The following is a 21,906-nucleotide window of genomic DNA, read 5'->3' as shown; positions in this document are numbered from 1 at the left end:
AGTTCTACTTCCGCACGACCGACGTGACCGGCATCGTGTCGCTGCCGGAAGGCACCGAGATGGTGATGCCGGGCGACAACATCACGGTCGATGTCGAGCTGATCGTGCCGATCGCCATGGAAGAGAAGCTGCGCTTCGCTATCCGTGAAGGCGGCCGCACCGTCGGTGCCGGCATCGTCGTCACCATCAAGGAATAACCGACGCCGGCCTGCGCCGGTGAGGTTCGAAAAAGAAAGGGCGGTCCTTGGGGCCGCCCTTTCTTTTTGCCCCCGGAGATCGGTGCCCCGCGATGTCGTGCAGACCCTGTTGCAAGCATTTGGACCTCGTTTAGTATGGATTGCATCAAGGGGCTTTTTCCAGATGGTTCCAGGGCGCCTTTTCCATCGTCGGGCATTGTGGCTGCGGCTGATCTGCCTGCTGGCGTTGCTTGTCACGGGACGTGCCTTTGCGACGGATACCGCCCCGGATCTCGGTCCGACGATGCAGTTTGGCATTGTTCGCAGCAATGCACCGGGGTGCGAGCCGATCTGCCCGGAATGGATCTCGGCCGAAGGCTCGATAGAAGCCGGAACGCCGGCCCTGTTCAAACGCATGCTGAAGACGCTTGGCGGGCGAAGCCTGCCGATCGTCGTGGATTCTCCCGGCGGCAATGTCGAGGCGGCGCTGGCGCTTGGCCGGCTGATCCGCAAGAACATGCTTGATATCGCGATAGGCAAGACGGTGTTCTCCGGTTGCCGCCCCGACGCGGACGGTTGCCATGACCGTAACAAGAATGGCGCCCCTTACCTCGGCGATATCGTTGACTACGGCGCCATGTGCAACTCCGCCTGCCCATTGATGTTTGCCGGCGGTGTCCGGCGTGTGGTTGGCGAATGGGCCTTTCTCGGCGTCCACCAGATCACCACGACCTACATCCGCACGAAATTGCAATACAGGACCACCTACCGCATCGTGGCGGGCAAGAAGAAGGTGCTCAACACAAGGATCGTCAGTCGCAAGGACGCCGGCAGCTACAAGACCTACGAGATGAGCAAGGCGGTGGAGAAAAGGCTGGCGGCCTATCTCGACGAGATGGGCATCGATCAGGGCGTGCTCGAAACGATGAAGAGCACGCCGGCCAGCGAAATCCACCAGATCGCCCTCGACGACATGCTGACGATGAAATTGGTCACCAGCCTGGATGCTGTGGACCTGTTGACTGCCGCAGGCCTGTGCAGGCCGGACCGATTGGCCGCGAATTGCCTGGAAATACCAGGGAACAAGCCCGATGGCCTGACGACCGCGGCCAAGCCTGCCCCGCTGCCGGCGGAGCCCGAGGGCGTGCAGCGCGATGAAGACATGCGCTTCGTCGTGGTTCGCGGCGGCAATCCGCTCTGCAATCCTGATTGCCCCGAATGGATCTCGGCGGAAGGTGCGATCACGCCTCAGACCCCTCAGAAGCTGCGCCAGTTGCTCGCCACGCTTGGCGACCGGCAGCTGCCGGTCGTGATCAGCTCAAAGGGTGGTGACCTGCTTGGCGCTCTGGCGGCGGGACGGCTTATCCACCAAAGGAAGCTCGACGTTGCCGTTGGCCGCACCGATTTCGTCGACTGTGACCCGGCAAAGTGGAGTTGCCTGGCCAAGGAGGGCGCCTATGCCGGGCTGAGCGTCGATGCGGGAGTGGAGTGCGGTTCGGCCTGTGCGCTTGTGCTTGCCGGCGGGGTGAGACGGCTTGTCGGTCCCCGTGCGCGGCTTAGCCTTTACCCGATGGGGCAAAAGCAGGTGGTCAGGGCCTATCTCGAGGAGATGGCGCTCGGTCCCGCTCTGTTCGCAGCGATCGAGGGGCGCTCGGTCGAGCGGCAACTGGAACCAAGCACGATGCTGAGGGTCGGGTTGACGACGAGCCCGCAATCGGTCGACGCGCTGACCGGCGCCACCATCTGCGGCGCGGTGCCGAAACCGCAGAATTGCCGGATCCGGCCTTCCGCCAATGCCGAGGCTGACGCGCCCGCCAAATTGTAGGGCGGCAATGTCGGAGACTGGCCATCGAGGCAGGTTGAGCCATTCTCGATTTTTCCGCTATCGTCGCTGCTGGCGGCGCCGGGGCCGGCGGAGGATCGAGAATGAGCCAGGATATCCCGACACTCTACGACTGGGCCGGCGGCGGCGAGGCGTTGAACCGGCTGACCCAGACTTTCTATGACAAGGTGGCGCTGGACCCGATCGTCGGGCCGGTGTTCAAGGCCATGTCGCCGGATCATCCCGCCCATGTCGCGGCCTTCATCGGCGAGGTGTTCGGCGGACCGAAAACCTACAGCGAGCAATTTGGCGGCCATCGCGAGATGGTCATGCACCATCTGGGCAAGCATCTGACCGAGGAGCAGCGCCGCCGCTGGATCAACCTCCTTGCCGATGCCGCCGACGCGGTCGGCCTGCCCGACGATCCGGAGTTTCGTTCGGCCTTCATGGGCTATGTCGAATGGGGATCGCGGCTGGCCAAGATGAACTCCAATCTCGGCGAAACCTGCGATCCCGAGACGGAACCGATGCCGGCCTGGGGCTGGGGCGTGCCGGGCGGGCCATATCGGCCGCCGGATCCAAAGTAGCTTTCGGTCGCCACGGGAGGTCCCGGAGCGATGCCGAAAAACTTCAAGGTCGTGCGCTTGCGCGAGTTGGATGGCCCCAGCCTCAACCATCTGGTGCAGAGGAACGGGCTTAAGGCGCGTTTGCTTGCGAACCACTCTTTACAGAGCGAGCGGAAGCTTTTAGGAAGCGCCTGCTGCGCCGAGATGCGCACGATACGGGCATAGCTCAGTTGGTAGAGCGGCGGTCTCCAAAACCGCAGGTCGTAGGTTCGAGCCCTGCTGCCCGTGCCATTTCTCGAAATGGCACTCAACGTGATATTTCGCCATTTTTCGAAATGGCGTTTCAAAACGATATTTCTACGGTCTGCCCTTTGAAAATCGGCGACCCGCTTGCCATATTACCTCACTTGGGGCATAAAGCCCTCATAGCCGGGACGGAACGACTGGATGGTTCCGAGGCGGCGTTTGGTCATAAAGCGGACACTTGCCACTTGCGTGGATCAAGAATCGGTTTTATGTAGACGAAACAGACACGCGACGCGTGGAGCTGGGAAGCCGGCTTTACGCGTCTGATTTGCATGGGCGAAATGTTTGCGCTGATTCGGCGCGAGATTGGCTCAGGCGGCACGTCCCGGCCAGCGGGATCATCCAGGGGACCCGGCCAACGGGTCTTGAAGACAGAGCGGCATATGGCTTCGAAAACCACAAATCCTTTCGTCTTTCTCCAGCAGGTTCGCGCGGAGACCGCCAAGGTGACTTGGCCGTCGCGACGCGAAACGATGATCTCGACGGTCATGGTCCTGGCTTTCGCTGTGATCGCGATGATCTTTTTCTTCACCGCTGATCAGCTCATGGGCCTCGCGGTCGAACAGATTCTGGGCATCGGACGCTAAGTCCGGCGATTACGGAGAAGTCTTGAAATGACCGCGCGCTGGTACATCGTCCACGCCTATTCGAACTTTGAAAAGAAGGTCGCCGAGGATATCGAGAACAAGGCCAAGCAGAAGGGCCTGTCCGCCGACATCCACCAGATCGTGGTTCCGACCGAGAAGGTCGTCGAGGTTCGCCGCGGCCGCAAGGTCGATGCCGAGCGCAAGTTCTTCCCGGGCTATGTGCTGCTGAAGGCCAATCTGACCGACGCTGTGTTCTCGCTGGTCAAGAACACGCCGAAGGTCACCGGCTTCCTGGGTGACTCCAAGCCAGTGCCGATCACCGAGGCGGAAGCCCAGCGCATCCTGAACCAGGTGCAGGAAGGCGTCGAGCGGCCAAAGCCTTCGGTCACGTTCGAGATCGGCGAGGCGATCCGCGTTTCGGATGGCCCCTTCGCGTCGTTCAACGGTTTCGTCCAGGAAGTGGACGAGGAGCGGGCGCGGCTCAAGGTGGAAGTTTCGATCTTCGGGCGCGCCGTGCCTGTCGATCTGGAATTCGGACAGGTCGAAAAGGGCTGATCCGAAATCCCTGCCGCCAAGCGCGGCAGGAAAGAGCGGCGCGGAGATCGCGCGGTTCTTGAGGGCGGTGGGAGACGAGTGCGGCTTTAGCCGGCCGCATGGATCGCACCACCAGACTGCAACCGCCGGGTTTCCCAGACAGTTGGGCCGGCATAGACAAAGGCAGGAAAAGAGATGGCTAAGAAAATTGCAGGCCAGCTCAAGCTCCAGGTGAAAGCGGGATCGGCGACGCCGTCTCCCCCGATCGGCCCGGCGCTTGGTCAGCGTGGCATCAACATCATGGAATTCTGCAAGGCGTTCAACGCGCAGACCCAGGAAATGGAAAAGGGATCGCCGGTTCCGGTCGTCATCACCTACTACCAGGACAAGTCCTTCACCTTCGTCATGAAGACGGCGCCGGTGAGCTACTTCCTGAAGAAGGCGGCCAACCTGACGTCTGGTTCCAAGGAGCCGGGCAAGGTCAAGGCCGGTACGGTTTCGCGCGACAAGGTCCGCGAGATCGCAACCGCGAAGATGAAGGATCTGAACGCAAACGACGTCGAAGCGGCCATGCGCATGGTCGAGGGCTCCGCCCGCTCGATGGGTCTGGAAGTGGTGGGCTAAGATCATGGCAAAGATTGCAAAGCGTGTATCGAAGACCCGCGAAGGCATCGATCCCAACAAGGCTTATGCCCTGGGTGACGCGCTGAAGCTGCTCAAGGACCGTTCCTCGGTCAAGTTCGACGAGACCATCGAAGTCGCCATGAACCTCGGCGTCGACCCGCGCCACGCCGACCAGATGGTCCGCGGCGTGGTCAACCTGCCGAACGGCACCGGCCGCTCGGTGCGCGTCGCTGTGTTTGCGCGCGGCGACAAGGCTGACGAAGCTCGCGCCGCCGGCGCCGACATCGTCGGTGCCGAGGATCTGGTCGACATCGTCCAGAAGGGCACGATCGATTTCGATCGCTGCATCGCCACTCCGGACATGATGCCGCTCGTCGGCCGTCTGGGGAAAGTGCTCGGCCCGCGCGGCATGATGCCGAACCCGAAGGTTGGCACCGTCACCACCGACGTTGCCGCCGCCGTCAAGGCATCGAAGGGCGGCGCTGTCGAGTTCCGCGTCGAGAAAGCCGGCATCGTTCATGCCGGCGTCGGCAAGGTCTCGTTCGAGGTCACGGCCCTGGAAGAGAACATCCGCGCCTTCGCCGACGCGGTGACCAGGGCAAAGCCGGCTGGTGCCAAGGGCAACTACGTCAAGAAGGTGTCGGTCACCTCGACGATGGGTCCGGGCCTCAAGCTCGACGTCGCGACGCTCACAGCGTCCTGATACGAACATTTGGATCGGGCCGCTAAAGGCCTGATCCGCAAGTGAATTCCGGGCCTCCGACTTGTCGGCGGCCCGGTACCGGAAACCGAGAGGTTTCCGGACATCCTGTCCGAGATTGCAGGCGGCCCAGAAGCCTTAATTCGATTTGGGCCTGCATGAGACGGGTGAAGACCGGACAACGGAGCGATCGCTCCAATGAAAGGTTCGAACCGTGTTTGCCTTTTGTCTGCGCATCGCCGGCTTGACCGTCGATGTGGCGAAAGGGGGCAGGATCCTCGAGCGTCGTTCGGGAGATCCGTTACTGGATGGCCCGGCCGACAAAGGCAACCCGACGCCTGTCCCCGTTAATGGGGCAGGGGTCAACTGGAGATAGGCAGTGGACAGAGCGGAAAAACGCGAACTCGTCACGGGCCTGAACGGTGCGTTCTCGAACGCAGGTTCAGTGGTCGTGGCCCACTACGCCGGTATCACCGTCGCGCAAATGAACGACCTTCGGTCGAAAATGCGCGCCGCCGGTGGCACCGTCAAAGTCGCGAAGAACCGTCTCGCCAAAATCGCTCTTCAGGGCACGGACTCCGCATCGATCATCGAGCTGTTCAAGGGACAGACGCTGATTGCTTATTCGGAGGATCCGATTGCGGCGCCGAAGGTCGCGTCCGATTTCGCCAAGGGAAATGACAAGCTCGTCATTCTCGGCGGCGCAATGGGCACCACCTCGCTCAACGCCGACGGTGTGAAGGCACTCGCCACACTTCCGTCGCTCGATGAGCTGCGCGCCAGGCTGGTTGGCATGATCGCCACGCCGGCAACCCGGATCGCCCAGATCGTCAATGCGCCAGCGGCCTCGGTCGCGCGCGTCATCGGCGCTTACGCCCGGAAGGACGAGGCGGCATGAGGCCGTTCCTCGCTATCACAAACACACGTTCGAACCTTATGAAGGAATACAACAATGGCTGATCTCGCAAAGATCGTAGACGACCTTTCGAAGCTGACCGTCCTCGAGGCGGCCGAGCTGTCGAAGCTTCTGGAAGAAAAGTGGGGCGTTTCCGCCGCTGCTCCGGTGGCTGTTGCCGCTGCTGGCGGTGGTGCGGCTGCAGCTGCTCCGGTCGAGGAAAAGACGGAATTCGACGTCGTCCTTACCGAGGCAGGCGCTCAGAAGATCAACGTCATCAAGGAAGTCCGCGCCATCACCGGCCTTGGCCTCAAGGAAGCCAAGGATCTGGTCGAAGCGGCTCCGAAGCCGGTCAAGGAAGGCGTTTCCAAGGCCGACGCTGACAAGTTCAAGGCCCAGCTGGAAGCAGCCGGCGCCAAGGTCGACCTGAAGTAAGCGTAAAAGCGGCGGACGGCCACGCGCCGCCCGCCACTCCCTTCGCCTGGAGGGAGGACGCGTAACGCGAGACATACGAAAACCTCTTTCCTGAGGGCCGAAAACCGGCCTTCAGGAAACGGGTTTTCTCCCGTTCTAGCCGGCAGCCGACAGGCACCGGGAAAACAGACAAAGGGTTGCCGCCAAGGTGGCCCAGCATGCAAGGCGAGCCGCGGCGAGGCTCGTCCCGAGTTTAGAGCTAAGGAGCGACGATGGCCCAGACCCAGACTTTCAATGGCCGCAGACGCGTACGCAAGTTCTTCGGAAAGATTCCGGAAGTTGCGGAGATGCCGAACCTGATCGAGGTTCAGAAGGCATCCTATGACCAGTTCCTGATGGTGGCGGAGCCCAAGGGTGGGCGTCCGGACGAGGGACTGCAGGCCGTTTTCAAGTCGGTCTTCCCGATCTCCGATTTTTCCGGCTCCTCGATGCTGGAGTTCGTGAAGTACGAGTTCGAAGGACCGAAATTCGACGTTGACGAATGCCGTCAGCGCGACCTCACCTATGCCGCGCCGCTCAAGGTGACGCTGCGCCTCATCGTGTTCGATATCGACGAGGATACCGGCGCCAAGTCCATCAAGGACATCAAGGAGCAGGACGTCTACATGGGCGACATGCCGCTCATGACCCTGAACGGCACCTTCATCGTCAACGGCACCGAGCGCGTCATCGTCTCGCAGATGCACCGCTCGCCGGGCGTCTTCTTCGACCATGACAAGGGCAAGTCGCACTCGTCGGGCAAGCTTCTGTTTGCCGCGCGCGTCATTCCCTATCGCGGTTCGTGGCTCGACATCGAGTTCGATTCCAAGGACGTCGTGCACGCCCGCATCGACCGTCGCCGCAAGATTCCGGTGACGTCGCTGCTGATGGCGCTCGGCATGGACGGCGAAGAGATCCTGTCGACCTTCTACAACAAGATCACCTATGTGCGTGCCGGCGACCACTGGCGCATTCCGTTCAACGTCGAGCGTTTCCGCGGCCTCAAGGCCGTCGGCGACCTGGTCGACGCCGATACGGGCGAAGTCGTTGTCGAGGCCGGCAAGAAGATCACCGCCCGCCAGGCAAGGGCGCTTGGCGAGAAGGGTCTCAAGGCGATCAAGGCGACCGACGAGGATCTGCTCGGCAACTACCTGGCCGAGGACATCGTCAACTACGCCACCGGCGAGATCTTCCTCGAAGCCGGCGACGAGATCGACGAGAAGACGCTGAAGGTGCTGCTCGGCACGGGCGAGGACGAGATCAAGGTTCTCGACATCGACCATGTCAATGTCGGCGCCTATATCCGCAACACGCTCAACGTCGACAAGAACGAGAGCCGCCAGGACGCGCTGTTCGACATCTATCGTGTCATGCGCCCAGGCGAGCCGCCGACGCTCGAAACCGCCGAAGCCATGTTCAACTCGCTGTTCTTCGACTCGGAGCGCTACGATCTGTCGGCCGTCGGCCGCGTCAAGATGAACATGCGTCTCGAGCTCAAGGCCGAGGACACCGTGCGCGTGCTGCGCAAGGACGACATCCTGGCCGTGGTCAGGACGCTGGTCGAACTGCGCGACGGCAAGGGCGAAATCGACGACATCGACAATCTCGGCAACCGCCGCGTGCGTTCGGTCGGCGAGTTGATGGAAAACCAGTACCGCGTCGGCCTGCTGCGCATGGAGCGCGCGATCAAGGAGCGTATGTCCTCGATCGAGATCGACACGGTCATGCCGCAGGACCTGATCAACGCCAAGCCGGCGGCTGCCGCCGTGCGCGAGTTCTTCGGTTCCTCGCAGCTGTCGCAGTTCATGGACCAGACCAACCCGCTGTCGGAGATCACCCACAAGCGCCGCCTCTCGGCGCTTGGACCGGGCGGTCTGACCCGTGAGCGCGCCGGCTTCGAGGTGCGCGACGTGCACCCGACGCATTACGGCCGTATCTGCCCGATCGAGACGCCGGAAGGCCCGAATATCGGTCTGATCAACTCGCTGGCCACCTTCGCACGCGTCAACAAGTACGGCTTCATCGAGAGCCCGTACCGCAAGATCGTCGATGGCAAGCTGACCAATGACGTCGTCTATCTCTCGGCGATGGAAGAGGCCAAGCACCATGTCGCGCAGGCCAACGCCGAGCTCGACAAGAACGGTGGCTTCGTCGACGAATTCGTCATTTGCCGCAGTGCCGGTGAAGTGATGATGGCGCCGCGCGAAAACGTCGATCTGATGGACGTGTCGCCCAAGCAGATGGTGTCGGTGGCCGCGGCCCTGATCCCGTTCCTGGAAAACGACGACGCCAACCGCGCTCTGATGGGCTCGAACATGCAGCGTCAGGCCGTGCCGCTGGTGCGCGCCGAGGCGCCGTTCGTCGGCACCGGCATGGAGCCGATCGTCGCCCGTGACTCGGGCGCCGCCATCGGCGCCCGCCGCGGCGGCATCGTCGACCAGGTGGACGCGACGCGTATCGTTATCCGCGCCACAGAGGATCTCGATCCGGGCAAGTCCGGCGTCGATATCTACCGGCTGATGAAGTTCCAGCGTTCGAACCAGAACACCTGCATCAACCAGCGTCCGCTGGTTCGTATGGGCGATCGGGTCAACAAGGGCGACATCATCGCCGACGGTCCGTCGACCGAGCTCGGTGATCTGGCGCTCGGCCGCAACGTGCTGGTCGCGTTCATGCCGTGGAATGGCTACAACTACGAGGACTCGATCCTCCTGTCCGAACGCATCGTCGCCGACGACGTCTTCACCTCGATCCACATCGAGGAGTTCGAGGTCATGGCGCGCGATACCAAGCTCGGCCCGGAGGAAATCACGCGCGATATTCCAAACGTCTCGGAAGAAGCGCTGAAGAACCTCGACGAAGCCGGCATCGTCTATATCGGTGCCGAAGTTCAGCCGGGTGACATCCTGGTCGGCAAGATCACGCCGAAGGGCGAAAGCCCGATGACGCCGGAAGAGAAGCTTCTGCGCGCCATCTTCGGCGAAAAGGCATCCGATGTGCGCGACACCTCGATGCGCATGCCTCCGGGCACCTTCGGCACCGTCGTCGAGGTGCGCGTGTTCAATCGCCACGGTGTGGAGAAGGACGAGCGCGCCATGGCGATCGAGCGCGAGGAGATCGAACGCCTCGCCAAGGACCGCGACGACGAGCAGGCCATCCTGGACCGTAACGTCTATGCGCGTCTTTCCGATGTGCTCGTCGGCAAGGAAGCGATCGCTGGACCGAAGGGCTTCAAGAAGGGCTCGACGCTGTCCAAGGATACGCTCGACGAGTATCCGCGTTCGCAGTGGTGGCAGTTTGCCGTGGAGAACGAAAAGCTCCAGAGCGAACTCGAAGCCCTGCGTGGCCAGTACGACGATTCCAAGAAGGCGCTCGAACAGCGTTTCATGGACAAGGTCGAGAAGGTCCAGCGCGGCGACGAAATGCCTCCGGGCGTCATGAAGATGGTCAAGGTCTTCGTGGCCGTGAAGCGCAAGATGCAGCCCGGCGACAAGATGGCCGGCCGTCACGGCAACAAGGGTGTCGTGTCGCGGATCGTTCCGGTCGAGGACATGCCTTTCCTCGAGGACGGCACTCATGCCGATATCGTGCTCAACCCCCTGGGTGTGCCGAGCCGCATGAATGTCGGCCAGATCCTGGAAACGCATCTGGGCTGGGCTTGCGCTGGTATGGGCAGGAAGATCGGCGAGCTGATTGACACGTACAAGGCAGCCGGCGACATCAAGCCGCTGCGCAAGACGCTCGAGAGCTTCATTCCGTCTAACGACCGCAACGAGCCGGTCCGCGACTATGACGACGAGAGCATTGTTCGCCTCAGCGAGCAGATGCGCCGCGGCGTTTCGATCGCGACCCCGGTGTTCGACGGCGCGCATGAGGCTGACATCAACATCATGCTGGAGCAGGCGGGCCTGCACACCAGCGGTCAGTCGCAGCTCTATGACGGACGCACGGGCGAGCCGTTCGATCGCAAGGTGACGATGGGCTACATCTACATGCTCAAGCTTCACCACCTCGTGGATGACAAGATCCACGCGCGTTCGATCGGTCCGTACTCGCTCGTCACCCAGCAGCCGCTGGGCGGCAAGGCGCAGTTCGGTGGCCAGCGCTTCGGCGAGATGGAGGTCTGGGCGCTCGAAGCATACGGCGCCGCCTACACGCTGCAGGAGATGCTGACGGTGAAGTCAGACGACGTCGCCGGCCGCACCAAGGTGTACGAGGCGATCGTGCGTGGCGACGACACTTTCGAGGCCGGTATCCCCGAGAGCTTCAACGTTCTCGTCAAGGAAATGCGGTCTCTCGGCCTCAATGTCGAGCTGGAGAACACCAAGCTCGAGGACGGCCCTATGCGGCTGCCCGACGCGGCTGAGTAAGGCAATGGCGCGCCACGGATTCCGCGGCGCGCCAATCGAATTCGACGGCCAGTGGCCGACAAAGACGGCGGGCGTTTGGCTCGCGACTAGATGCAAGGGGTTTTCGAGGACCCCGAAAAGGAGAACGGCATGAACCAAGAGGTCATGAATCTCTTCAATCCGCAGGCGCCTGCGCAGGTGTTCGATTCCATCCGGATATCGCTTGCCAGCCCTGAGAAGATTCTGTCCTGGTCTTTCGGCGAGATCAAGAAGCCGGAGACCATCAACTACCGCACCTTCAAGCCGGAGCGTGACGGTCTGTTCTGCGCGCGCATTTTTGGCCCGATCAAGGACTATGAGTGCCTGTGCGGCAAGTACAAGCGCATGAAGTACAAGGGCGTCATCTGCGAGAAGTGCGGCGTCGAAGTCACGCTGTCGCGCGTTCGCCGCGAGCGCATGGGCCATATCGAGCTGGCGGCACCTGTCGCTCACATCTGGTTCCTGAAGTCGCTGCCGTCGCGCATCGGCACGCTGCTCGACATGACCCTGAAGGACATCGAGCGCGTCCTCTACTTCGAGAACTACATCGTCACCGAACCTGGCCTCACCGCGCTGAAGGAGCACCAGCTGCTCAGCGAGGAAGAGTACATGATCGCCGTCGACGAGTATGGCGAGGATAGCTTCACCGCCATGATCGGCGCCGAGGCCATTCACGACCTCCTGGCCGGCATGGACCTGGAGAAGATCGCCGGCGACCTGCGTTCGGAACTGGCTTCGACCACCTCCGAGCTGAAGCAGAAGAAGTATCTGAAGCGGCTCAAGGTCGTCGAGAACTTCATGGAATCCGGCAACCGTCCGGAATGGATGATCATGAAGGTGGTCCCGGTGATCCCGCCGGACCTGCGCCCGCTCGTCCCGCTGGACGGCGGTCGCTTCGCTACATCGGATCTGAACGACCTCTACCGCCGCGTCATCAACCGCAACAACCGTCTGAAGCGGCTGATCGAGCTGCGCGCCCCGGGCATCATCGTGCGCAATGAAAAGCGCATGCTGCAGGAAGCCGTCGATGCGCTGTTCGACAACGGCCGTCGCGGCCGTGTCATCACCGGCGCCAACAAGCGTCCGCTGAAGTCGCTGTCCGACATGCTCAAGGGCAAGCAGGGCCGGTTCCGTCAGAACCTGCTCGGCAAGCGCGTCGACTATTCCGGCCGCTCGGTCATCGTGACCGGTCCGGAGCTCAAGCTGCACCAGTGCGGCCTGCCCAAGAAGATGGCGCTCGAACTGTTCAAGCCCTTCATCTACGCCCGTCTCGACGCCAAGGGTTACTCCTCGACCGTCAAGCAGGCGAAGAAGCTGGTCGAGAAGGAACGTCCGGAAGTCTGGGATATCCTCGACGAGGTCATCCGCGAGCATCCGGTGCTGTTGAACCGCGCGCCGACGCTGCACCGCTTGGGCATCCAGGCGTTCGAGCCGATCCTGATCGAAGGCAAGGCGATCCAGCTGCACCCGCTGGTCTGCACGGCCTTCAACGCCGACTTCGACGGCGACCAGATGGCTGTTCACGTGCCGCTGTCGCTGGAAGCGCAGCTTGAAGCCCGCGTGCTGATGATGTCGACCAACAACATCCTGCACCCGGCTTCCGGCGCGCCGATCATCGTGCCTTCGCAGGACATGGTTCTCGGTCTCTACTATCTCTCGATCGTCAACCAGAACGAGCCGGGCGAGGGCATGGTGTTTGCCGACATGGGCGAACTCCAGCACGCGCTCGAGACCAAGGCGGTGACACTGCACGCCAAGATCAAGGGACGCTTCCGCACGGTCGACGCCGAAGGCAAAGTCGTGTCGAAAATCTACGACACCACCCCTGGCCGCATGATCATCGGCGAGCTTCTGCCGAAGAATGTCAACGTGCCATACGAGACCGCCAACCAGGAGATGACCAAGAAGAACATCTCCAAGATGATCGACACCGTCTACCGCCACTGCGGTCAGAAGGAGACGGTCATTTTCTGCGATCGCATCATGGCGCTCGGCTTCAGCCATGCCTGCCGTGCCGGCATTTCGTTCGGCAAGGACGACATGCTGATCCCGGATGCCAAGATCAAGCTGGTCTCCGACACCGAGGCTTTGGCCAAGGAATACGAGCAGCAGTACAATGACGGCCTGATCACGCAGGGCGAGAAGTACAACAAGGTCGTCGACGCCTGGGCCAAGTGCTCTGAAAAGGTCGCCGACGAAATGATGGCCCGCATCAAGGCGGTCGAGTTCGAGGACAATGGCCGTCAAAAGCCGATGAACTCGATCTACATGATGTCGCACTCCGGTGCGCGTGGCTCGCCCACCCAGATGCGTCAGCTCGCCGGCATGCGCGGCCTTATGGCCAAGCCGTCGGGTGAAATCATCGAGACGCCGATCATCTCGAACTTCAAGGAAGGCCTGACCGTGCTCGAGTACTTCAACTCGACCCACGGCGCCCGCAAGGGTCTGGCCGACACCGCCTTGAAGACGGCGAACTCGGGTTACCTCACCCGTCGTCTGGTCGACGTGGCGCAGGACTGCATCGTCAACTCCGTCGACTGCGGCACCGACAAGGGCCTTACCATGCAGCCGATCGTCGATGCCGGTCAGGTCGTCGCTTCGGTCGGCCAGCGCGTGCTTGGTCGCACGTCGCTCGACGACATCACCCATCCGGTGTCGGGCGAGATCCTTGTCAAGGCCGGAACGCTGATGGACGAGCGTGACGTGGAACAGATCGAAAAGGCCGGCGTCCAGTCGGTTCGCATTCGCTCGGCACTGACTTGCGAAGTCAGGGTTGGCGTCTGCGCGGTCTGCTACGGTCGCGATCTGGCCCGCGGCACCCCGGTCAACCAGGGTGAAGCAGTCGGCGTCATCGCGGCGCAGTCGATTGGCGAGCCGGGCACCCAGCTCACCATGCGTACCTTCCACATGGGCGGTACCGCGCAGGTGGTGGACAGCTCGTTCCTTGAAGCCTCCTATGAGGGCAAGGTCGAGATCCGCAACCGCAACGTGGTGCGCAACTCCGACGGCCAGCAGATGGTCATGGGCCGCAACATGGCGGTGCTGATCCTCGACGAAGCCGGCAAGGAACGCGCCACGCACCGTCTCACCTATGGTTCGCGTATCTTCGTGGACGATGGCGACAAGGTGAAGCGCGGCCAGCGTATCGCCGAGTGGGATCCCTATACCCGTCCGGTCCTCACCGAAATCGAGGGCAGGGTGTCGTACGAGGATCTGGTCGACGGCATTTCCGTTCAGGAAACGGCCGACGAGTCGACCGGCATCACCAAGCGTGAGGTCATCGACTGGCGCTCGACGCCACGCGGCAACGACCTGAAGCCGGCAATTGCCATCCAGGACGCCAAGGGCAAGGTCGGCAAGCTGTCGAAGGGCGGCGACGCCCGCTTCCTGCTCTCGGTCGAGGCCATTCTTTCGGTCGAGCCGGGTGCACAGGTTCGCCCCGGCGACGTGCTGGCGCGTATCCCGATGGAAAGCGCCAAGACGAAGGACATCACCGGCGGTCTGCCGCGTGTTGCCGAACTGTTCGAGGCACGTCGTCCGAAGGATCACGCCATCATCGCCGAGATCGACGGCACGATCCGCTTCGGCCGCGACTACAAGAACAAGCGTCGCATCATCATCGAGCCGCATGACTCGACGCTTGAGCCGGTCGAATACCTGATCCCGAAGGGCAAGCCGTTCCATCTCCAGGACGGCGACGTCATCGAGAAGGGCGATTACATCCTCGACGGCAATCCGGCGCCGCACGATATCCTGGCGATCAAGGGCGTGGAGGCACTTGCTTCCTACCTCGTCAACGAGATCCAGGAAGTCTACCGTCTGCAGGGCGTGTCGATCAACGACAAGCACATCGAGGTGATCGTTCGCCAGATGCTGCAGAAGGTCGAGATCACCACGCAGGGCGACTCGACCTACATTCCGGGCGACCACGTCGACGTGATCGAGCTGGAGGAGGTCAATGATCGCCTGGTCGAGGACGGCAAGAAGCCGGCCGAAGGCCAGCCCGTGCTGCTCGGCATCACCAAGGCTTCGCTGCAGACGCCGTCCTTCATCTCGGCCGCCTCCTTCCAGGAGACGACCCGAGTGCTGACGGAAGCTGCTGTTGCCGGCAAGACCGACATGCTGCAGGGACTGAAGGAAAACGTCATCGTCGGCCGGCTTATCCCGGCCGGCACCGGCGGCACGATGAGCCAGATCCGGCGCATCGCCACATCGCGCGACGAACTGATCATCGACGAGCGCCGCAAGGCCTCCGGTGTGGAAGTTGCCGAGCCGATGCTTGCCGACATGACACACGCCGCGCAGTAAGCGCGGAAGACGAGAAGAAGAAAAAGGGGCCCAAGCGGCCCCTTTTTCGCGTTTGAAGCATGTCAAAGACCTCGCCCGAATTTCGTTCAGACGCGACACGCTTTAGGCTTCCATATCCGCATCTGAGGAGAAAGCCATGAGCGAAAAGACTTGGGCCGTTGTCGACGATTATATCGTCGCCTCCCTTTTTGATTCAGATCCCGTTCTTGATGCCGTTCTGGCGGCCAACCACGATCAGGGTTTGCCTGCGATCGATGTCTCGGCCGCGCAAGGCAAGCTGTTGTCGTTGCTGGTGCGTATCCGCGGCGCCAAGAACGTACTGGAGATCGGCACGCTTGGTGGGTACTCGACCATCTGGATGGCAAGGGAATTGCCCGCCGACGGCAGGATGGTGACGCTCGAACTCGATCCGCGCCATGCAAAGGTCGCGCGATCGAATTTCGAGCGGGCAGGGGTGTCGGCGCGGATCGACTTGCGGGTCGGGCCGGCACTTCAATCGCTTGCGGCTCTGGGTGCCGAGAATGCCGGGCCGTTCGATCTCATCTTCATCGACGCCGACAAGCCGAACAATCCTCACTATCTGTCCTGGGCCCTGCGGCTGTCCCGGCCCGGAACCGTCATAATCTGCGACAACGTCATCCGCGACGGTGCTGTGCTGAATGAGGATGGTCGCGACGCCAATGTCGAAGGCGCGCGCGCTGCGTTCTCGTTTATCGGCGGCGAGAAGCATCTGGACGGCACCGCCATCCAGACGGTCGGCGCGAAGGGCTACGACGGCTTTGCCATCACGATCGTCGAGTGAGATCACACCATGATTGTCTGAATGACGCTGATATCAGACCACATCGTTCGTACTCACTTGTCATCGGCTGTTCGTTTGATGACCGGCTTCCCCCAATCCGTCGCTGCTTCGCCGCGCCACCTTTCCCCCCTCCGGAGGGAAAGGAAGCCGCGTTGGACGAGACGAGCGTTGGCGGCAATAGGTTAGCGCCCTTCCTCTACCCCGTCGATCGGGGTAGAGGTGGCTCGGCGTAGCCGAGACGGAGTGGGGTCGACCTGGCACGAGCATGCATTCAAGCCAGGTCCACGTGTACAAATCAGTCGAAGAACGCCTCGACCACGTTGTGCTTGCCGAGCATGAAGGCATCGGCGACATGCTGGAGCGGGGCCAGATCGACATCGGAGATGCCGGCGCGCACGATCTCGGCGAATCGTCGGTAGAGCATCGGGTATTCCGCTTCGGGCTCTTCATGAATAACCTTGCCGTCGACGGCGAGCTTCGAGCCGCCGCCCGAAAGGACCATCGCGCCCTTGTCGGTCTCGGCCAGGATGTCCCAGCTTTGCGGGCCCGTCTGCAGCCAGTCGAGATCCATCGTCACCGGCAACCCGTTCGAGGTGCGGAATGTGACGCGCGCGGCAACCGGGGATGCGCGATTTTCGGGAAAATCCAGCACCGCCGAAGTGATGAACATCGGCGGCAGGATGTGAGTGGCGATCGACAGCGCGTTGATGCCGGGATCGAAAACGCCGAAGCCACCGGGAGCCCAGATCCACTCCTGGTTCGGGTGCCAGCGGCGCACGTCTTCCTTCCAGTTGATGGCGGCCGACTTGATCCTGGTCGAGTTCAGGAAGGCGCGAGCGGCCTCGACTGCCGGCGCATAGCGCGAGTGCCAGCTGGCGAACAGCGAGACGCCGTTCTGCGCGGCCAATGCCTTGAGGTTCTCGACCTCGCTGACCGTGGCGCCTGGGGGCTTTTCCAGGAAGACATGCTTCTTCGCCGTCAGCGCCGTGCGCGCGGCGTCGTAGCGGAACTGCGGCGGCATGCAGAGCGAGACGGCCTCGAGCTCGGGTACGGCGTCGAGCATCGCTTCGATATCGGGGAAATTCGGGATATTTTCCACCTTGCCGTGCCGGCTGGCAGCAGCGACCAGGCGATAGTTCTTGTCTTTCGCCAGGGCCGGCAGGTGTTGGTCGCGGACGATCTTGCCGACGCCGACGATGCCTATGTTGATGGGCTGGGACACGGCCGCTCCGTCTGTTGAATGATGGTGATGGCTTCTTATCAGAACACTTACCCCGGGCAAGCCGACAGGCCAACCTCAGTCTTCCTCGATCTGAGCGCCGGCGTTCGTCGGCCAGGAAGCCTAGATCGCCGATTCGCCTCGGCAACCGATTCGAAAGCTGGGCCGAGGCCCGGGTTCAGATCGGCACGTCGAAGGTGACGATCGACACTTCGCCTTCGAGCGCGCCCTGGAAGGCGGAAAGATGCGGCTCTTCGTCGGGCACGCCGTCCATGTCGCCGATCTGGTCGAGCTCGGCCTCGGCGTAGCCTTCCGCGGCAAGCGATTCGAGTGCCCGGCGCACCGCCGAATCGTCGTCGGGCGCGACCAGCATGACGTGGACGCCTTCCGGTTTGCCGCCCTTTTTCTTCCACACCCGGCCGGTGATGATGGTGACCGGGCGTTCTTCGTTGTCGTTCACGGGCCGATTCCTCTTGGCGATATGTGGGCGGGCGAGGGGGTTGTGACTGCTCATGCGGCCTTTTCGCATGAAGAAGAGCCGCGCAACAGCGCAAAGCCGTTCACTTTGCTAAGGCTTGGCACTTTCTTCCTCGCCCTTGCAAAATTGCGAAAGAAAATTACATGCGTTTTTCGCATGGCTGCCGAGCCTTGATTGGCGCGCAATATTTGGCGCTCCGGGCTTGACGGTTCGCGGTCTTACGAGTAGAAGCCGCCCAGTCAGAACCGATGTGAGGCTCTCCTTTCCGAAGCGACACGCTTTGGAGTTTGCCTCAAACAGGGTTCGTTTTACGAGCGAAAAGACATTTCCGGCGTGCACGAAGCGGCTTCCGCTTCCTCTGCGATTTGTTCGGGCAAGACCGCGAGGCGCGGTTTGTGGCCCGAATTTGCGTATGGAAATGACGCTTTGAGCGGCCCTGACCGGGCGAGACACGGAATTGAGAGACAAGAGGGTTTAATGCCTACCGTCAACCAGCTGATCCGCAAGCCGCGCATTGCGCCGGTGAAGCGCAACAAGGTCCCGGCCATGCAGCAGAACCCGCAGAAGCGGGGCGTCTGCACGCGCGTCTATACAACGACGCCGAAGAAGCCGAACTCGGCGCTGCGCAAGGTGGCCAAGATCCGCCTGACCAATGGTTTTGAAGTGATCGGGTACATCCCCGGCGAAGGCCACAACCTTCAGGAACACTCCGTGGTCATGATCCGCGGCGGCCGCGTCAAGGATCTTCCGGGCGTTCGCTACCACATCATCCGCGGCGTGCTCGACACGCAGGGTGTGAAGAACCGCAAGCAGCGCCGTTCGAAGTACGGCGCCAAGCGCCCGAAGTAAGGCGCACGAAGTAAGATTTTCCGGCCTTGGCGCTGCTTGAGTGCGTCGGGCTATGAGATTGAGAGACAAAAGCCATGTCGCGTCGTCACAGTGCAGAAAAGCGTGAGATCAATCCGGACCCGAAGTTCGGCGATCTGATCGTCACCAAGTTCATGAACGCCGTCATGTATGACGGCAAGAAGTCGGTTGCCGAGACCATCGTCTACGGCGCACTCGACCAGGTTCAGTCGAAGACCAAGCAGGAGCCGGTCACGGTCTTCCATCAGGCACTCGACAATGTCGCGCCGCATGTGGAAGTGCGTTCGCGTCGTGTCGGCGGCGCCACCTACCAGGTTCCGGTCGACGTGCGCCCCGAGCGCCGCCAGGCATTGGCCATTCGCTGGCTGATCGCCGCAGCCCGCAACCGCAACGAGACAACGATGGTCGACCGCCTTTCCGGCGAGCTGATGGACGCGGCCAACAACCGCGGCACCGCCGTCAAGAAGCGTGAAGACACCCACAAGATGGCTGAAGCCAACCGCGCTTTCGCGCACTACCGCTGGTAAAGCGCGAACGAGACTGAGAGGCAGCTACGATGGCCCGCGAATACAAAATCGAAGACTACCGCAATTTCGGTATCATGGCGCATATTGACGCCGGCAAGACGACGACCACCGAGCGCGTCCTCTATTATACGGGCAAGTCGCACAAGATCGGCGAAGTCCACGACGGCGCTGCCACCATGGATTGGATGGAGCAGGAGCAGGAGCGCGGCATCACCATCACGTCCGCCGCGACCACGACCTTCTGGAAGGCTCGTGACGGCAAGATGCACCGCTTCAACATCATCGACACTCCCGGCCACGTCGACTTCACCATCGAAGTCGAGCGTTCGCTGCGCGTTCTCGACGGCGCTATTGCGCTGCTCGATGCCAATGCCGGTGTTGAGCCGCAGACGGAAACTGTCTGGCGCCAGGCCGACAAGTACCGCGTTCCGCGCATGATCTTCTGCAACAAGATGGACAAGATCGGCGCCGACTTCTATCGCTCGGTCGAGATGATCGGTTCGCGCCTTGGTGCGCATGCCGTCGTCATGCAGCTGCCTATCGGCGCCGAGACCGAGTTCAAGGGCGTTGTCGACCTCGTCGAGATGAACGCGCTGGTCTGGCGCGACGAGACGCTGGGCGCCGCCTGGGATGTCGTCGAGATCCCGGACGACCTCAAGGCTCGTGCCGAGGAATACCGCGAGAAGATGATCGAGGCCGCCGTCGAAATGGACGAGACGGCGCTTGAGAATTACCTCGAAGGCAAGATGCCGTCGAATGACGAAATCCGCGCGCTGATCCGCAAGGGCACCATCGCGGTGAAGTTCTACCCGATGTTCTGTGGCTCAGCCTTCAAGAACAAGGGCGTGCAGCCGCTGCTCGACGCCGTCGTCGAATATCTGCCGTCGCCGGCCGATGTTCCGGCCATCAAGGGCGTCGATGCCAAGACCGACGCCGAGATCGAGCGTCACGCCGACGACAACGAGCCGCTGTCGATGCTCGCCTTCAAGATCATGAACGACCCGTTCGTCGGTTCGCTGACCTTTGCCCGCATCTATTCGGGCAAGCTCACCAAGGGCATCTCGGTCGACAACACCGTGAAGGGCAAGAAGGAGCGCATCGGCCGCATGCTGCAGATGCATGCGAATTCGCGCGCCGACGTCGAAGAGGCTTTTGCCGGCGACATCGTTGCTCTGGCCGGTCTCAAGGACACGACCACCGGCGACACGCTCAGCGACCCGCTGCATCCGGTCATCCTCGAGCGCATGGAATTCCCCGATCCGGTCATCCAGATCGCGATCGAGCCGAAGACCAAGAACGACCAGGAAAAGATGGGCCTCGCCCTTCACCGCCTGGCCGCCGAGGATCCGTCCTTCCGCGTCAAGACCGACGAGGAAAGCGGCCAGACCATCATCTCCGGCATGGGCGAGCTTCACCTCGACATCATCGTCGACCGCATGCGTCGCGAGTTCAAGGTCGAGGCCAATGTCGGCGCGCCGCAGGTGGCCTATCGCGAGACGATCACCCGCAGGCACGAGCAGGATTACACCCATAAGAAGCAGACTGGCGGTACCGGTCAGTTCGCCCGGGTCAAGATCGTCTTCGAGCCGAACCCGGACAGCAGCGAGTTTGAATTCGAGACCAAGATCGTCGGCGGCGCTGTGCCGAAGGAATACATCCCCGGTGTCGAAAAGGGCATCAACAGCGTCATGACTTCGGGTCCGTTCGCGGGCTTCCCGATGATCGGCGTCAAGGCGACGCTGATCGATGGTGCTTACCACGATGTTGACTCCAGCGTCCTGGCCTTCGAAATCGCCGGCCGCGCCTGCTTCCGCGAAGCCGCACCCAAGCTTGGCGTGCAGCTGCTCGAGCCGATCATGAAGGTCGAAGTGGTGACGCCGGAAGACTACGTCGGCAGCGTCATCGGCGATCTGAATGGCCGTCGCGGCCAGATCCAGGGCCAGGAAGCGCGTGGCGTGGCTGTGGTCATCAACGCGATGGTGCCGCTCGCCAACATGTTCAAGTATGTCGACAACCTGCGCTCGATGAGCCAGGGCCGTGCGGCCTACACGATGCAGTTCGATCACTATGAGCCGGTCCCCACGGCGGTGGCTCAGGAAGTCCAGAAGAAATACGCGTAAGGGTTCTTTAGCCGCCGGCGTCGCCTCCCTTGAGCGATCCGGATCTGAAGAGCGAATAACAATTTCCCCCAAGCGGGTAGAATAGACGGAGAACGATTATGGCCAAAGGTAAATTCGAGCGTAACAAGCCTCACGTGAACATCGGCACGATTGGCCACGTCGACCATGGCAAGACGTCGCTGACGGCGGCGATCACCAAGTATTTTGGCGAGTACAAGCGCTACGACCAGATCGACGCTGCGCCTGAGGAAAAGGCGCGCGGCATCACGATCTCGACGGCGCACGTCGAATACGAGACGGCCAACCGCCACTACGCTCACGTCGACTGCCCCGGCCACGCCGACTATGTGAAGAACATGATCACCGGTGCGGCGCAGATGGATGGCGCGATCCTGGTCGTGTCGGCCGCCGACGGCCCGATGCCGCAGACCCGCGAGCACATCCTGCTTGCCCGTCAGGTCGGCGTGCCGTCGATCGTGGTGTTCTTGAACAAGGTCGACCAGGTCGACGACGCCGAGCTGCTCGAACTGGTCG

At 61.9% G+C, this 21,906-nt stretch carries 18 protein-coding genes and 1 tRNA gene; 17 read left to right on the top strand and 2 right to left on the bottom strand.

Features of this window, described 5'->3' with window-relative positions; translation table 11 throughout:
- The 13 genes from NKJ90_RS31590 to NKJ90_RS31530 form a co-directional block, all read left to right on the top strand.
- Positions 1–197 (top strand): EF-Tu C-terminal domain-related protein (locus NKJ90_RS31590; RefSeq protein ID WP_483237938.1); only part of this gene is annotated, 197 nt, incomplete at its 5' end.
- Positions 198–360: 163 nt separating this feature from the next.
- Positions 361–2,001, top strand: coding sequence for a COG3904 family protein (locus NKJ90_RS31585; protein WP_023762903.1), 1,641 nt, complete (start codon positions 361–363; stop codon positions 1,999–2,001).
- A gap of 101 nt (positions 2,002–2,102) precedes the next feature.
- On the top strand, positions 2,103–2,585 hold the full coding sequence (locus NKJ90_RS31580) for a group II truncated hemoglobin (RefSeq protein ID WP_023762904.1): 483 nt from the start codon (positions 2,103–2,105) through the stop codon (positions 2,583–2,585).
- 194 nt (positions 2,586–2,779) lie between these two features.
- Positions 2,780–2,855, top strand: a tRNA-Trp gene (locus NKJ90_RS31575).
- 398 nt (positions 2,856–3,253) lie between these two features.
- On the top strand, positions 3,254–3,457 hold the full coding sequence (secE, locus tag NKJ90_RS31570) for a preprotein translocase subunit SecE (RefSeq protein ID WP_013531408.1): 204 nt from the start codon (positions 3,254–3,256) through the stop codon (positions 3,455–3,457).
- Positions 3,458–3,484: 27 nt separating this feature from the next.
- Positions 3,485–4,012, top strand: a complete 528-nt coding sequence (nusG, locus tag NKJ90_RS31565) for a transcription termination/antitermination protein NusG (RefSeq protein ID WP_013531409.1) — start codon at positions 3,485–3,487, stop codon at positions 4,010–4,012.
- Between the two features lie 174 nt (positions 4,013–4,186).
- Positions 4,187–4,615: a 50S ribosomal protein L11 gene (rplK, locus tag NKJ90_RS31560; RefSeq protein WP_013531410.1), complete on the top strand. Its 429-nt coding sequence runs from the start codon at positions 4,187–4,189 to the stop codon at positions 4,613–4,615.
- A 4-nt stretch (positions 4,616–4,619) separates the two neighbouring features.
- Positions 4,620–5,318 carry a 50S ribosomal protein L1 gene (rplA, locus tag NKJ90_RS31555; RefSeq protein ID WP_023762906.1) on the top strand — a complete coding sequence of 233 codons (699 nt, stop codon included), beginning with the start codon at positions 4,620–4,622 and terminating at the stop codon, positions 5,316–5,318.
- A gap of 376 nt (positions 5,319–5,694) precedes the next feature.
- Complete coding sequence (rplJ, locus tag NKJ90_RS31550) at positions 5,695–6,213, top strand: 50S ribosomal protein L10 (protein WP_013531412.1); 519 nt, start codon at positions 5,695–5,697, stop codon at positions 6,211–6,213.
- Positions 6,214–6,267: 54 nt separating this feature from the next.
- The gene (rplL, locus tag NKJ90_RS31545; RefSeq protein WP_023762907.1) at positions 6,268–6,645 is read left to right on the top strand and encodes a 50S ribosomal protein L7/L12; all 378 of its coding nucleotides are present in this window, start codon (positions 6,268–6,270) and stop codon (positions 6,643–6,645) included.
- Positions 6,646–6,896: 251 nt separating this feature from the next.
- Positions 6,897–11,033 carry a DNA-directed RNA polymerase subunit beta gene (gene rpoB / locus NKJ90_RS31540; RefSeq protein WP_023762908.1) on the top strand — a complete coding sequence of 1,379 codons (4,137 nt, stop codon included), beginning with the start codon at positions 6,897–6,899 and terminating at the stop codon, positions 11,031–11,033.
- A 129-nt stretch (positions 11,034–11,162) separates the two neighbouring features.
- Entirely contained in the window at positions 11,163–15,359 is a 4,197-nt protein-coding gene (gene rpoC / locus NKJ90_RS31535) for a DNA-directed RNA polymerase subunit beta' (protein ID WP_023762909.1), read from the top strand.
- Between the two features lie 136 nt (positions 15,360–15,495).
- On the top strand, positions 15,496–16,161 hold the full coding sequence (locus tag NKJ90_RS31530; RefSeq protein ID WP_023762910.1) for an O-methyltransferase: 666 nt from the start codon (positions 15,496–15,498) through the stop codon (positions 16,159–16,161).
- Positions 16,162–16,456: 295 nt separating this feature from the next.
- On the opposite strand, the gene NKJ90_RS31525 is transcribed toward NKJ90_RS31530, so the two are convergent.
- Both NKJ90_RS31525 and NKJ90_RS31520 read right to left on the bottom strand, forming a co-directional pair.
- Positions 16,457–17,383 carry a Gfo/Idh/MocA family protein gene (locus NKJ90_RS31525; RefSeq protein ID WP_023762911.1) on the bottom strand — a complete coding sequence of 309 codons (927 nt, stop codon included), beginning with the start codon at positions 17,381–17,383 and terminating at the stop codon, positions 16,457–16,459.
- Positions 17,384–17,558: 175 nt separating this feature from the next.
- Positions 17,559–17,840: a transcriptional regulator gene (locus tag NKJ90_RS31520; protein ID WP_023762912.1), complete on the bottom strand. Its 282-nt coding sequence runs from the start codon at positions 17,838–17,840 to the stop codon at positions 17,559–17,561.
- A 495-nt stretch (positions 17,841–18,335) separates the two neighbouring features.
- Between NKJ90_RS31520 and rpsL the strand changes: the two genes are divergently transcribed.
- The 4 genes from rpsL to NKJ90_RS31500 form a co-directional block, all read left to right on the top strand.
- Positions 18,336–18,707: a 30S ribosomal protein S12 gene (rpsL, locus tag NKJ90_RS31515; protein ID WP_006333356.1), complete on the top strand. Its 372-nt coding sequence runs from the start codon at positions 18,336–18,338 to the stop codon at positions 18,705–18,707.
- A gap of 74 nt (positions 18,708–18,781) precedes the next feature.
- A complete protein-coding gene (gene rpsG / locus NKJ90_RS31510; protein ID WP_008875664.1) occupies positions 18,782–19,252 on the top strand; it encodes a 30S ribosomal protein S7 in 471 nt (156 codons plus the stop codon).
- Between the two features lie 29 nt (positions 19,253–19,281).
- Entirely contained in the window at positions 19,282–21,372 is a 2,091-nt protein-coding gene (fusA, locus tag NKJ90_RS31505; RefSeq protein WP_023762913.1) for an elongation factor G, read from the top strand.
- A gap of 98 nt (positions 21,373–21,470) precedes the next feature.
- Positions 21,471–21,906: GTP-binding protein (locus NKJ90_RS31500; RefSeq protein ID WP_352487616.1), on the top strand; the 436-nt coding region annotated here is incomplete at its 3' end.

Source organism: Mesorhizobium sp. M0051 (assembly GCF_040323235.1).
GTDB lineage: Bacteria > Pseudomonadota > Alphaproteobacteria > Rhizobiales > Rhizobiaceae > Mesorhizobium.
Note: the sequence above shows the minus strand (reverse complement) of the source record. Positions and strands in the feature narration are given on the sequence as shown.